A 13,747-nucleotide genomic window follows, 5' to 3' on the forward strand; every position below is an offset into this window, starting at 1 on the left:
AATGCAGAGAAACATATTGATTATACTTGTTTTGACTTGTTTCGTTAGCAATAATGTTTCAGGTCAAAACAATCGTATAAATACAAACGAAAATATTGGTTGGTACAACTATTTTGGCACTTTCAAATTGTCAAAAAAAATGGGTTTACACACCGAGTATCAGTGGCGTAGAGATAATTACATTACAAATTGGCAACAAAGCCTTTTGCGAGTAGGTGTAAATTACCAACTTAACCCAAGAGTATTGTTTAGGGCAGGTTATGCTTGGATAGAAACGTTTCCCTATGGCGAAATACCTATTAACGGATTTGGTAGAGATTTTACTGAACATAGAATCTTTGAGATGGTGCAGCTTTCGCACAAAGAAGGAATTTTAGATTTTTCTCACCGTTTTATGTTAGAGCAAAGATTTGTAGGAAGATATAGTTCAAGCAATGTAGAGAAAGAAGATGAATTTCCGTTACTAAACAGATTGAGATATATGGTAAGACTTCAATTACCCTTGAAAGGAAAAGAAATAATAGACAAAACCCCTTATTTAGCTCTTTATGACGAGATTTTTATTGGCTTTGGAGAGAATGTAAATGCAAACATTTTTGACCAAAATAGAATTGGTGTTTTATTGGGTTATCGCTTCAACAAAAATGTAAGAATTGAAGGTGGGTATCTAAATCAAATCATTCAATTTGGCAGACAAATAAATGGACAGAATGTTTTTCAAAACAACAATGGCTTAATTCTAAACGCCAACTTTAATATTGACCTGACCCAGAAATCAAATTAAAACTGCCTACAACATCGCATTGGCAAAATGGCGGGTTAAGTGCAAAACTCAACTTTTGTGCTTTTTATTCCGCCGAATGTGTTTCACATTCGCTTTTTTGTTGTAAGTTAGCGATGTGGAAACACATCGGCTCGCTGTCGTGCTAAATTGAACTTTTTGTCCAATTTATCCGCCACTTCGCCAAGCCGTAAACCGTTAGCAGAAATTCTAAAAAACAAAGAAATAAACAAAATGAACAAAATAATAAGAATAATTGTAGTATTAATATTTTCATGCTTTTTTCTAAGTTGTCATTCTCAAAAAACAGAATCGTTTAATCCAAAAATATTGTACAAATCTGAGAATTTAATTATTACTCAGGTTTCAAAAAACACCTTTGAACATACCTCATATAAGCAAACTGATCAGTGGGGAAAAGTTCCTTGCAATGGATTAATTGTACAAGATGAAGGAGAAGTAATCGTTTTTGATACTCCAACAAATGATGCCACTTCAGTTGAATTAATTAACTGGATCAATACTAAACTTCACAGTAAAATTGATGCAGTTGTTCCTACGCATTTTCATGATGATTGTTTGGGAGGTTTAAAGGCATTTCACGATCGTAAAATCCCTTCTTATGCTTATTCCAAAACGATAGAACTTGCAAAAGAAAACAATTTTGAAGTTCCTATTAATAGCATAAAAGATTCAATGACACTTAAAGTTGGAAAGGAAGTTGCTTTGGTCAAGTTTTTTGGAGAAGGACACACCAAAGACAATGTTGTTGGATATTTCCCAAGCGACAATGTTTTGTTTGGAGGATGTCTAATAAAAGAACTGAACGCGAGTAAAGGTTATCTTGGTGATGCCAACACAGAAGCCTGGTCAAGTACAGTTGATAAAGTGAAAAAACAATATCCAAATGTAAAAGTTGTTATTCCAGGTCATGGTGAATTTGGAGATAAAAAACTACTTGATTATACAATTAAACTATTTGAAATAAAATAAGAACTTCTGCTAACATTGTATTGGCAAAATGCGGGGTTAAATATATAGTAGAAAGATTTGAAATATTTATCCGCCGCTGCTTTTCATATAATCTTTTTTCACTAAATTAGCTTATCTGAAAAAGCATCGGCTCCGTTTGGTCGAAATTGAACATTTTGTCCAATTTAGCCCGCACTTCGCCAATACTTTTTCCGTTACCTGCTATGTTAGGACGACCGCACAGAACGACACGTTTTGACCGATTTACATCCGACATTTGCAGAAAACGGGAAAGCTGAAAACCGAACAGAGTAGGCAAAAAATTATAAATCAAAATAATGGCTCTATCAGACGTAAAAACAGACGGAAGTTGGATTAAAACTTTCGATGAAAAAGGAAAACACATTTCTACAATGTCATCATCTGGAAAAGATGTGGTTGGTATTGGTTCAGACTTTTTTGTATGCTTAGAAGGTTCTTGGATTAAAACTTATGACGAGAAATGTAAACACATTGCAACAATGTCAAGTAGTGGGAAAATTGTTCGTGTTGCCGCTGGACAGACTTTTACTTGCAAAGAAGGTTCTTGGATGAAGACTTATGATAAGAACTGTAAACATCAAAACACAAGAAGTGCATAAAATAATATTTTATCAAAGGTGGCTTTGCCACCTTTGATATTTAAATACGGAATTTATCTAATGGAAGCATCAACAACTATAAAACAAATGTTGGCAGGCAACAAAATTTTTGTGCCGACATATCAAAGAGCATATTCTTGGGACACAGAACTTGAAAAAACAAATTCACCAAAGCAGACAAATGTATTTTTATCTGACTTGGAAGACTACAATAAAAGTTCGACCAAATCAAAATACTATTTCGGACACTTTTTATTTGAAGAAAAAGACGAGAAAAAGTTTGGAATAATTGACGGACAACAGCGAATGACGACAATCGTCATTTTCTTATCAGCATTATTCAGCAGACTAAAACAAATCCGACCTTTAAACGAAAACGAACAAGAAACATTTGAAGACATCATAAAACGGAACTCAACTTATCGTTTTGAAACAGTTGATTATGACGACAGATTTTTCAAAGATTGCGTAATTGACCAAAGTAAAAAAGACAGAAATGGAATAAAAACAGTTTCTGCAAAACGCATTGCAATTGCATTTGACTTTTTCACATCACAACTTGCAGACAAAGACGAAACGTATTTGTTAAAAATGTTGGACACGGTTCAAAACGCATCTTGCACAACACATCCAGTAAAAGACGCATCGGAAGCAATCCAAATGTTTATTTTCCAAAATAACAGAGGTAAAAAACCTTCAAATTTGGAAATTATCAAGGCTCAATTTATGTTTAACGTTCATCTTTATGGTGGCGAAGAAAAAGAAAGTCTAATAAAAGAAATCAAAGACCGATTTGAAGAAATTTACAAATCAATTTCATCAATTGAATATAGAATTAACGAAGACGATGTTTTGGTTTACACACTTCGTGTTCATTTCAATTCACTTTGGGAAACAAACGCAATCGACAAAATAAATAAGTTGTTGTCGGAAGCAAACCCAATTCCATTTATCAAATCTTTTACTCAATCGCTTGCTATAAGTTTTGAACATCTAACAACATTTTTCAGCAAAGACGAAAGAGAAAATTTAGAAATTCATTCGCTTGTAACACTTGGCGGAATTGGTATTGCAATGCCTTTCATTATCAAAGCATATAAATTTGGTTTGCCAATAAGTCAAATCAATTTGCTTTGTAGCAATTTGGAAACAATGGTTTTACGACACAGACTAATCGGAACAAGAGCAGAAATAACGTCACGCTTAAATGATGTTTACCAAAAATTCACTTCTGAAAATCCTGACATTACACCAATAAATGTTAGAATTGATTGGATGAAAACTACACAAGATTGGTGGTGGTCATATTGGGGAAACAAAGAATTGGAGCGTTCAATTCAAGGCGGAATAAATCACACGACCGCAAAATATTTACTTTGGAAATACGAAAACCATTTAGAAGGACAAGGAAAAAGTGGTTACACAGCAACACGTTTCGACAAAATCGTTAGTCCAGAATTAGAACATATTGCACCGCAAACTGAAAATCCAGAAACAGGCTATGACAGTTATGACGAGGAATTTGTAAATCAATACATCAATTGTTTAGGAAATTATTTGTTGCTTTCTAAATCACATAATTGTTCAGTTGGTAACAAACCATTTGCAGACAAACGCAATAGTTACAACCATTTGGAGCAACAACGAGAAATACAAAAAATGACGGCTGAAAGTGCGACTTGGACGAAAGAACTTATACAGCAACGTAAAGACAAAATCATTAAATTCGTAATAGAAAATGTGTAACCAAAAACAACACAGCAGGTAACAGCAGTTTGGCAAAATGGCGGGTTCAGTGCTAAATTCAACGGCAGTTCTTCGATTGAACTTTTGTGCAAAACTGAACATTTGTGCTTCGATTTCCGCCACTTCGCCAAGCTGCAAAACGTTATCTGCTATCTCATAAAAAACACTGTAACAAATTGAAATTTAAGAGATTGAATTTAACGGGCGTAAAATTAACCAAACAAAACCCTTCCTTTTCGTCCTTAACTTCAGAGAGAAGTAAATTGGAAAACTCAAAACTATGAAAAAACTACTCTTTTCTGTTGCTCTGACTTTTGCAACTCTGACAATTAACGCACAAACTAAAGAAAATTCTGTTGAAGGATATAGTTTCGCTAAATATCCTGCAAAAACCGAAAAAGTTACAAAAGCAAAATTGAATTTAACAAGTAACTCTCTCGGAAAAACTTACAAAACTCAAATCTCTAACCAATACAAAACTGAAAAAATAAACTTTGGCGGACATTATGTATTAACTTTTTGGGGTGCTGGTGCAGGATTAACACAGGGAGCAATGATTGACGCAAAAACAGGAAAAATCTATGAATTGCCATTAACGGAACAAAACTCGATTAGAGATTGTGTGTATAACGATAACGAAAATATTTTTTACAAACCAGACAGCAACTTATTTGCAACCTTTAAATGCGAACCCAACAAAGACGAAAAAATTAAATTGACATACTCCTTCTACAAATGGGACGGAAAACAATTTAAATTTATTGGAAAAAAGGAAAGAATAACAAACGTTGAATAAAAGAGACAGCAGATAACATGGGTTTTGCAAGATGCGGGGTTGAAGGAAATCTCAGAGAAATTCTAGAAAGTACCCGCAAAAAACTTTTCCATTTTTTAGTTTTTTCGTAATTTTAAAAAATGGAAAAAGTTTTTGCTAGCTATCGGTTCTCCTCTCCACTTTCGGTTGCAGTAGCCCGCACCTCGCAAAGCCCTTTTCCGTTAGCTGTAAGTTTCCAAAAAAACCGTATAAATGAAGAAAATATTTACATTGTTTATTTTATTAACAACTTTAATTTCTTGCTCAATAAATGATAAATCTCTTGAAAACTATATTTCTACTGAAATAGAAAATTCAAATAAATTAAATCTTTCTAACTATCATGAGTTTGATTGGGATTCTATAATAATTCTTGGTCCATATTCTAATTTGGCAAAAATTGAGAAGGAAAAGAATATTGATTTATCTAATGTGAATAATTCTATTGAAAGTTTGGATAGTATAAACCTTATAATATTTTTGAAAGACAGTAAAGCTGTGAAATATTCTGAAATTAGTAGAAATATTACAGATTTTGACACTTACCAAGAAATTATTAAAAAGGAAAACGCAAAATTTATTTTGGACGCAAATCAAAATAATTCGAAAATTCTAAAAATAGAATAAAACCTACAGCTAACAAGGGTTTGGCGCAATGGCGGGTTAAGACTAAAATTGAAGTATCGGCTTTCTATTTCGCAAAAAGCCAATTATATTGACTTTTTTCTTTAATTTATTCAATTAATTGTCTTTTGCTTACTGTGTCGCTAAATTGAAACTTTTCGCTTCAATTTCCGCCACTGACGCCAAGCCCCGCAACGTTGTAGGCAATGCTACAAAATAAAACGCATAAAAGACCAAAATGAAATTGAAAATTTTTGTAATATTTTTATTCGCAACAATAAATTTATTCGGACAAGTTACCAAGAAAAACTTTGTTTATTCCGATATTCAGAATTTTTGGAACGCTTACGACAAAATTAGAACAACAAAAGATTCTACACAACAATATAACTATCTAAATTCACTTTTTCTCGATAAAGGAACTGAGGGGTTAAAAGCAATAATGGGAGTAAGAAATTACAACGCAAAATCTTATATTGATGCTATAAACAACTATCCAAAGTTTTGGAATTCTGTAAGAAATAACACTTTGCGGGCAAAAGATGTTTCAAAAAAAATTGAGAAAAATATAATCAAATTCGGAAAATTATATCCACAAACAAAGCCTGCAAAAATTTACTTTACTATTGGTGCATTAAGAACAAACGGAACAACTTTATCCGATAAAATTCTTATTGGAAGTGAACTCGCATTTGCAGACGCACAAACTGAAACCTCTGAATTCCCTAATTATTTTTCTCACTTATCCAATTATTTCAAGTCGAATCCCATTAAGCATATTGTTTTTTTAAATGTTCACGAGTATATACACACACAACAAAAAAATACCATTGGAAAAAATTTATTGGAACAGTGTATTATTGAAGGAGTTGCCGAATTCCTTGCAGAGTTATCGACAAAACAAAATTCGACTGCACCTGCAATTTCTTATGGAAAACAAAACAACCAAAAGGTTAGAGAAGTTTTTGAAAAACAAATGTTCAATAAAAATAATGGATTTTGGCTATATTCCAGTGCAGAAAATGAATTCCAAACCCGAGATTTAGGTTATTATATTGGCTATGCTATTTGCGAAAGTTTTTATAAAAGATTTGACAATAAAAAGCAAGCAATTAAAGAAATGATTGAACTTGATTATGAAAATCCAAAATCTGTATCTTCGTTTGTTGACAAATCTAAATATTTCTCAAACTCCTTTGACGAACTGAAAAATAATTATGAACAATCCCAACCAAAAGTTTTGGGAATTAAAGAATTTGAGAACGGAAATAAAAATGTTAACTCTAAACTTCAACAATTCACTATTTTATTCTCCCAACCGATGAATAAAAATTACAGAAGTTTTGAATTTGGACCATTAGGAGAAAAAAATGTATTAAAAATTTCAAAAGTCATCGGCTTTTCAGAAGATGGAAAATCATTAACAATTGAGACAAAATTAGAACCTAATAAAGTATATCAACTATTAGTAAATGACGGATTTAGAAACTTGTCGGGAACGAGTTTGAAACCTTATCTTATTGACATTAAAACAACTGAATAAAAGTCATATTTTAAAAAACCCGTCAAATCAAGAAAAAAATAAAAAATTTAAAAAATATATGAAGAAAACAATTTTACTTTCAGGAATTTTATTTATTTCAACATTTTCTAATGCTCAAACTTCAAATTCACAAAACTCTACAGTTGAAAAAAGTGTAACGGGAGCGCAAATTGGACTTTTTGGTCTTGACATTTATAATGAAGCAAGACTTGCGGACAAAGTTGCGCTAAGAAGTGAAGTAAGTTTATTTCCTGCAGTTTGGGGCGGAGATATGTATGCGAAAACAGGATTTGCTTTTTATCCTGCATTAACTCTTCAACCTAAATATTATTACAATATTTCAAAAAGAGCCGAAAATGGGAAAAACACAAAAAATAATTCCGCTAATTATTTTGGTTTGCAAGTAAGATATATTCCGAATTGGTTTGTAATATCAAATGACAAAAATTTGAGTTTAACAAATCAACTGAATTTTATTCCAACTTTTGGAATAAGAAGAAATTTTTCTGAAAATTTCAACTATGAATTTAGAGCAGGATTTGGTTATGGAACAACTATAGGAAATGATAAAAATACTTCGGGGGGAATTCTTGACTTGAGTATAAAAATTGGATACGACTTTTAAAAATATCTGAGAAAAACAGCAGATAACAGATTCTATGAAATGCAGGGTTGAAGGTATAATAGTAAGTGTCTGCACAAGTGGGCAAATAAAAGCACTGCCTACAACATTGTATTGGCAAAATGCGGGGTTAAATGTATAATAGAAAGACTTGAAAAATTTAGCCGCCGCTATTTTTCCATTCCACTAAATTTTTGTAAGTTCGTTACATGGAAAAAATATCGGCTCCGTTTGGTCTGAACTTGAACATTCGTTCAAATTTAGCCCGCACTTCGCCAATACTTTTTCCGTTGTATGCAATATTTTCCAAACTCTCGCCCTGAATCCAAAATTTTTACGATATTTGATTCCAAATAAAAGATGGTATTTGGTAATGGAAATATTTACTGACATAAAACTTGGAGACAGCACGGAAATTTTAAAAAAACTTCCTGACAACTCTGTTGACTTAATTTTCACTTCACCACCTTACGCAGACCAAAGAAAAAATACATACGGCGGAATTCACCCAGATAAATATGTTGATTGGTTTTTACCAATTTCAAAAGAATTATTGAGAGTTTTGAAACCTACAGGAACTTTTGTTTTAAACATTAAAGAAAAAGTTGTTGATGGAGAAAGAAGCACTTATGTTATGGAACTTATAATCGAAATGAGAAAACAAGGTTGGCTTTGGACTGAAGAATTTATTTGGCACAAAAAAAACTCATTTCCTGGAAAATGGCCAAATCGTTTTCGTGATTCCTGGGAAAGATTGTTGCAATTCAATAAAGAGAAAAAATTCTCAATGTATCAAGACCAAGTTATGGTTCCTATGGGAGATTGGGCAAAATCACGCCTTAAAAACTTAAGCGAAACCGACAAAGTAAGGGACGAATCAAAAGTAGGAAGTGGATTTGGAAAAAAAATTTCAAATTGGGTAGACAGAGAAATGGCTTATCCAACAAATGTCCTACACCTTGCAACAGAATGTAATAATAAAAATCATAGTGCCGCTTTTCCAGAAGCGTTACCGGAATGGTTTATTAAATTATTTACAAAAGAGGAAGATGTAGTTTTAGATCCATTTATGGGTTCTGGAACTACGAATTTTGTTGCACAAAGAATGAGCAGAAACTCGATTGGTATTGAAATCCTTCCAGAATATTTTAATATGGTAAAAAAACAGTTGGAACCTGTTAAACTTGTTTTATTTGATCCCCACACTAAGTATGAAAAAACTAAATATAATGGAAGTCACGCAGTTCGTTGAGCGAAATATTGGAACTTTTCACCAAAAAAGAATTGATCGATTAAAGAATCTAAAATTAAAAACGGTTCTTCAAAAGAAAAACCCTTATTTGTTCAAAGCCAAAAACTTGATGACTGCAAGTGAAATTGTGCAGGGAATTACAGATGCGTTTATTTCGTCAAATGAAGAAACAATTTTTGGAGATTGGCTTGAAGGACTTGCAATTTTTATTAATGAAAAAGTTTACAATGGAAGAAAGTCGGGAATTGCAAACATAGATTTGGAATTTGATAAAGACAATGTTCGCTATATTGTAAATATTAAATCTGGTCCAAATTGGGGTAACAGCAGTCAAGTAGCGAAAATGAAAGCAGATTTTAAAACCGCCCAGAAAACCTTAAGAACAAGCAATTCAAATTTAATTGTTGTTTCGGTTAATGGTTGCTGTTACGGAAAAGAAAATGTTCCTGATAAAGGTGATTATTTCAAATATTGCGGACAAGAATTCTGGGAATTTATTTCTGGAAACAAAAATCTTTACACAGACATAATTGAACCGTTAGGACACAAAGCAAAAGAGCGAAACGATGAATTTGCAGAATCTTATGCAAAAATGTTAAACAAGTTTACCGCAGAATTTATTACTGATTTTTGCAAAAAGAATGGAGAAATTGACTGGCTAAAACTTGTGGAATTTAATTCTAAGAAAAAGTAAGTAATAATACTGCATACAACAGTGTATTGGCAAAAGACGGGGTGAATACTGTCTTTGAGGATTCGGTTAACAAAATCCGCAAAAATGCTTTTCATATCTCTATTATCCGTAATTTAGAAATCTGAAAAGCATTTTGCTCAGGCTCGGTCTTCCTTTGAAATTGTCAGCAAAGTAGCCCGTCCTTCGCCAATACTTTTTCCGTTATCTGTAATCGCAACCAAATTCACGTTCTAAAATGAAATTAAACTTTTTGAAAATTGGTTTTGGCATTGGAATAATTCCTATCCTTGGAGTAATTTTTTTATTTACAATTTTTTATTTTAGCAGAGAAATATTTGCACTAGACATTAACATCGATGGTATTGGATTTCTATTCTTAATTTTAAGTTTGATCCTACTTCTATTAGGAATAATATTAATAATAATATCAATTTTCGCACAAAAAAATGTAAAAAAATCTATTATTGCTCTTCTTATAATTTTGACAACGGTACTTATCATTTTTGAGATTACAAAATTACATGCTAAAATTTCCAGCAGAGGATACATCGAATTTGTTAACAAATCTGGAATTGACTTTCACGATGTTCAAATTGAAGAACCGAATGAACATCACTTTTTCTCAAAATTAAAAAATAATAAAACACAAATTCTTCATTTTTATCCTGATTATGGAACTTATAACAAAAAAGAACTTGCAGGAATGAGTGAAAACTATCTACTACTTCAAACAACTTACGATAATTTTCTTAAAATCAAAATTCCAATTATTCATCCGGGGGAAATTCATAAAATTATCATTGATGAAAACCTGCAATTAACTGATTATCATCTTAATAAAATTGAATGAAATGCGACTACAGATAACATGGGTTTTGCAAGATGCGGGGTTGAAGGAAATCTCAGAGAAATTCTAGAAAATACCCGCAAAAAACTTTTCCATTTTTTAGTTTTTTTGTAATTTTAAAAAATGGAAAAAGTTTTTGCTAGCGTTCTGTTCTCCTCTCCACTTCCTGTTGCAGTAGCCCGCACCTCGCAAAGCCCTTTTCCGTTAGCCGTCATTGTAAACGACCATCCTGCATAATAAATTTTTCTTGAAGTTTTCCCCATTCAAAAAGACGTTCTAAAATGTCAACTAAAATTTTTCCATTATCAGTCAAATAATATTCAACCTTTGGAATTTTGGTATCATATTGTTTGCGTATAATAATGTTATCTTTCTCCATTTCCTTTAATACTTGTGCTAACATCTTAATAGAAATCCCAGAAATTTGTTTCCGAATTTCCCCGAACCTCAAAACTGAATGAAGATGCAGCCTCCATATAATTCTGCCCTTGTGTTTACCCCCGATTTGAGAAAAAGCATATTCAAGCGGGCATTTTTCTACATTTTCCATACTAACTTTTTGGTTACTAATTGTTTCATAGTTATCTCTTGGTTAATTTAGCAAAAAAATACAAATGCTTAAAATAATAAATCTTTGTTCAGTATTAGTAATATTATTCACCATTAATTGTAAATCTATAGAAATCATGGAAAAAGAAAAAAAGATTGACGGCAAGCTATCTTATATAGATGCAGGTCGGGGAGCAAAAACTATCGTTTTTCTTCACGGAGCGTTTATGAATAAAGAAATATGGGTTCCGCAAATAGAAACCCTTAAAAAAAGTTACAGGGTAATTGCTGTAGACTTACCTGGGCATGGAAATTCAGATGTGAAAGATAATGAAGTTTCAATTCAAGATTTTGGAAAAAAAATTTCAGAACTCTTAGAAAGCCTGAAAGCAAATAATGTAATTCTAGTTGGCCATTCCATTGGCGCCGATGTATGTTTAGAAATTTATAGCAATTACAAAGAGGATATCATTGGGTTTGTTGCAGTAGATTATTTTAAAAATATTGGCCAAAGCTTGCCTAAATCAGAAGTTGACAAAATCATCGATCAAATGAACTCAAATTATCCAGCAAGCCTGCAATATTACGTTGAAAACAATTTGGTAACTAAAGATACAAGTCTTGCTTTAAAGAGAAAGATTGAAAATAATTTTATTAATAGCAATAAAAAATTTGGTATTGAATTAAATAAGAAAGTTTTTGAATATAGTGAAATGGAAAGTGAAAATTTAAAGAAAATTAACTCTAAAGTATATTTTATTAATGTAGATTATTTTCCTACTGACGAAAAAACTCTGGAAAAAAAATTGAAAGATAATTTTGAATTTGTAAGTATACACGGAACTTCACATTATCCAATGCTTGAAAATCCTGAAGTGTTTAATAAATTGTTAGAAGAAATAATTAATAAAATTTAGCCTGATACAACGAACGGCTAACATTGTATTTGCAAAAGGCTGGGTTGAATATATAATAGAAAAACCCGATGCATTTAGTCGCAACTTGCTTTTCATATTGTATTTTTTTGTAATTTAACAATCTGAAAAAGCAATTTGCTTCGTTCGGTCGAAATTGAACTTTTCGTCCAATTTAGCCCGCCCTTCGCAAATACTTTTTCCGTTAGCTGTAAGTTTCCAAAAAAACCGTATAAATGAAGAAAATATTTACATTGTTTATTTTATTAACAACTTTAATTTCTTGCTCAATAAATGATAAATCTCTTGAAAACTATATTTCTACTGAAATAGAAAATTCAAATAAATTAAATCTTTCTAACTATCATGAGTTTGATTGGGATTCTATAATAATTCTTGGTCCATATTCTAATTTGGCAAAAATTGAGAAGGAAAAGAATATTGATTTATCTAATGTGAATAATTCTATTGAAAGTTTGGATAGTATAAACCTTATAATATTTTTGAAAGACAGTAAAGCTGTGAAATATTCTGAAATTAGTAGAAATATTACAGATTTTGACACTTACCAAGAAATTATTAAAAAGGAAAACGCAAAATTTATTTTGGACGCAAATCAAAATAATTCGAAAATTCTAAAAATAGAATAAAACCTACAGCTAACAAGGGTTTGGCGCAATGGCGGGTTAAGACTAAAATTGAAGTATCGGCTTTCTATTTCGCAAAAAGCCAATTATATTGACTTTTTTCTTTAATTTATTCAATTAATTGTCTTTTGCTTACTGTGTCGCTAAATTGAAACTTTTCGCTTCAATTTCCGCCACTGACGCCAAGCCCCGCAACGTTAGCTGCGATTATAAAACCAACCTGCATAAAAATGAAAAAACTTTTGACATTATTATTTTTTGTGACAACACTTAATCTTTTTGCACAAAATCAACGTTACGAAAATCTGAATATTTACAAAACTAAATTTGACGATGCAATTCCTGTATTAAATGTAGCAACATTTCATATGGGAGAAACTTCAGACGCAAACTCAACGGATTTTGATGAAAACGACAAAAAAAATCAGCAAGAAATTAAAAAATTAGCTAGGTTATTGGCTGAATTTAAACCCACAATAATTGTTATTGAAGATTTACCTAAAAACGATAGCATAAGACAAATTTCATATTCAGATTATTTAAAAAATCCATTGAAAAAGTTTATAAATCCTGACGAAAGAGAATTGTTAGCTTATGAAGTTGGAAGACTTAGCGGAGCAAAAAAGATTTATGGAATTGACTTTAAAGAAGGCTATAACTACAATATAAATGTTATAAACAGTGTAGATACTACTACATTAAATAAATATTCTCTATTAAGTGATGAAAATGATGCAAAAAATCCAGAGAAAGGAATTCCTTTTTATGAATTATTTAAATTAAATAATCATCCTCAATATTTGGAAAGTCTGATAAACTTTAATGCTGATTTGTTATTATACAATTCAAGTAAAAATAATTCTGAGGGAGCAGACGAGGCAGGAAAATTTTATCATAGAAATTTAGTTATGTTCTCTAATCTTAACCAAATTCCTGTTGGCAAACAGGACAAGATTTTTATCTTAATGGGCGGAACTCATACTGCTTTCTTTATGGATTTTTTAAAAAGAAGTCCAAAATTTAAACTTGAAAACACATTTGATTACCTAAAATAACCGCAGCTAACAAGGTATTGCCAAAAGCGGGGTTGAATGGCTTCGA

15 protein-coding genes are annotated in these 13,747 nt (G+C 31.6%); 14 read left to right on the forward strand and 1 reads right to left on the reverse strand.

Translation table 11 applies throughout. The features are described from left to right. The first annotated feature begins 1 nt into the window (after position 1). The 11 genes from CO230_RS03965 (at position 2) to CO230_RS04015 (ending at position 10,539) form a co-directional block, all read left to right on the forward strand. The gene (locus CO230_RS03965) at positions 2 to 784 is read left to right on the forward strand and encodes a DUF2490 domain-containing protein (protein ID WP_122027409.1); all 783 of its coding nucleotides are present in this window, start codon (positions 2 to 4) and stop codon (positions 782 to 784) included. Positions 785 to 1,015: 231 nt separating this feature from the next. Next, positions 1,016 to 1,774 carry a subclass B1 metallo-beta-lactamase gene (gene bla / locus CO230_RS03970; RefSeq protein ID WP_122027410.1) on the forward strand — a complete coding sequence of 253 codons (759 nt, stop codon included), beginning with the start codon at positions 1,016 to 1,018 and terminating at the stop codon, positions 1,772 to 1,774. A gap of 317 nt (positions 1,775 to 2,091) precedes the next feature. Next, on the forward strand, positions 2,092 to 2,394 hold the full coding sequence (locus tag CO230_RS03975) for a hypothetical protein (RefSeq protein ID WP_122027411.1): 303 nt from the start codon (positions 2,092 to 2,094) through the stop codon (positions 2,392 to 2,394). Between the two features lie 60 nt (positions 2,395 to 2,454). Beyond that, the gene (locus CO230_RS03980) at positions 2,455 to 4,140 is read left to right on the forward strand and encodes a DUF262 domain-containing protein (protein ID WP_122027412.1); all 1,686 of its coding nucleotides are present in this window, start codon (positions 2,455 to 2,457) and stop codon (positions 4,138 to 4,140) included. Positions 4,141 to 4,420: 280 nt separating this feature from the next. Continuing rightward, positions 4,421 to 4,936 carry a hypothetical protein gene (locus CO230_RS03985; protein ID WP_122027413.1) on the forward strand — a complete coding sequence of 172 codons (516 nt, stop codon included), beginning with the start codon at positions 4,421 to 4,423 and terminating at the stop codon, positions 4,934 to 4,936. A 231-nt stretch (positions 4,937 to 5,167) separates the two neighbouring features. Further along, on the forward strand, positions 5,168 to 5,581 hold the full coding sequence (locus tag CO230_RS03990; protein WP_122027414.1) for a hypothetical protein: 414 nt from the start codon (positions 5,168 to 5,170) through the stop codon (positions 5,579 to 5,581). A 235-nt stretch (positions 5,582 to 5,816) separates the two neighbouring features. After that, positions 5,817 to 7,121: a DUF2268 domain-containing putative Zn-dependent protease gene (locus CO230_RS03995; protein WP_122027415.1), complete on the forward strand. Its 1,305-nt coding sequence runs from the start codon at positions 5,817 to 5,819 to the stop codon at positions 7,119 to 7,121. Continuing rightward, positions 7,099 to 7,746, forward strand: coding sequence for a hypothetical protein (locus CO230_RS04000; RefSeq protein WP_228438183.1), 648 nt, complete (start codon positions 7,099 to 7,101; stop codon positions 7,744 to 7,746). Before CO230_RS03995 ends, CO230_RS04000 begins: the two co-directional genes overlap by 23 nt. A 370-nt stretch (positions 7,747 to 8,116) precedes the next feature. After that, a complete protein-coding gene (locus CO230_RS04005; protein ID WP_122027416.1) occupies positions 8,117 to 8,995 on the forward strand; it encodes a DNA-methyltransferase in 879 nt (292 codons plus the stop codon). After that, entirely contained in the window at positions 8,973 to 9,689 is a 717-nt protein-coding gene (locus CO230_RS04010) for a PmeII family type II restriction endonuclease (protein WP_228438184.1), read from the forward strand. The genes CO230_RS04005 and CO230_RS04010 overlap by 23 nt, the downstream gene beginning before the upstream one ends. A 235-nt stretch (positions 9,690 to 9,924) precedes the next feature. Further along, positions 9,925 to 10,539 (forward strand): hypothetical protein, encoded by a 615-nt coding sequence (locus CO230_RS04015; protein ID WP_122027418.1) that lies wholly within the window; start codon positions 9,925 to 9,927, stop codon positions 10,537 to 10,539. Positions 10,540 to 10,747: 208 nt separating this feature from the next. Here the strand turns inward: CO230_RS04015 and CO230_RS04020 are convergent, their stop codons facing one another. Beyond that, positions 10,748 to 11,086 carry a winged helix-turn-helix transcriptional regulator gene (locus CO230_RS04020; RefSeq protein ID WP_122027419.1) on the reverse strand — a complete coding sequence of 113 codons (339 nt, stop codon included), beginning with the start codon at positions 11,084 to 11,086 and terminating at the stop codon, positions 10,748 to 10,750. Positions 11,087 to 11,222: 136 nt separating this feature from the next. On the opposite strand from CO230_RS04020, the gene CO230_RS04025 reads away from it, so the two are divergent. From CO230_RS04025 to CO230_RS04035, 3 genes are all read left to right on the forward strand, one after another. Continuing rightward, positions 11,223 to 12,002, forward strand: coding sequence for an alpha/beta fold hydrolase (locus tag CO230_RS04025; protein ID WP_162989972.1), 780 nt, complete (start codon positions 11,223 to 11,225; stop codon positions 12,000 to 12,002). A 233-nt stretch (positions 12,003 to 12,235) separates the two neighbouring features. Continuing rightward, a complete protein-coding gene (locus CO230_RS04030) occupies positions 12,236 to 12,649 on the forward strand; it encodes a hypothetical protein (protein WP_122027414.1) in 414 nt (137 codons plus the stop codon). Between the two features lie 227 nt (positions 12,650 to 12,876). Then, positions 12,877 to 13,701 carry a DUF5694 domain-containing protein gene (locus tag CO230_RS04035; protein WP_185140501.1) on the forward strand — a complete coding sequence of 275 codons (825 nt, stop codon included), beginning with the start codon at positions 12,877 to 12,879 and terminating at the stop codon, positions 13,699 to 13,701. Positions 13,702 to 13,747: the final 46 nt, after the last annotated feature.

Origin of the sequence: Chryseobacterium sp. 6424, from assembly GCF_003692615.1 — a bacterium.
Classification (GTDB): Bacteria; Bacteroidota; Bacteroidia; order Flavobacteriales; family Weeksellaceae; genus Kaistella.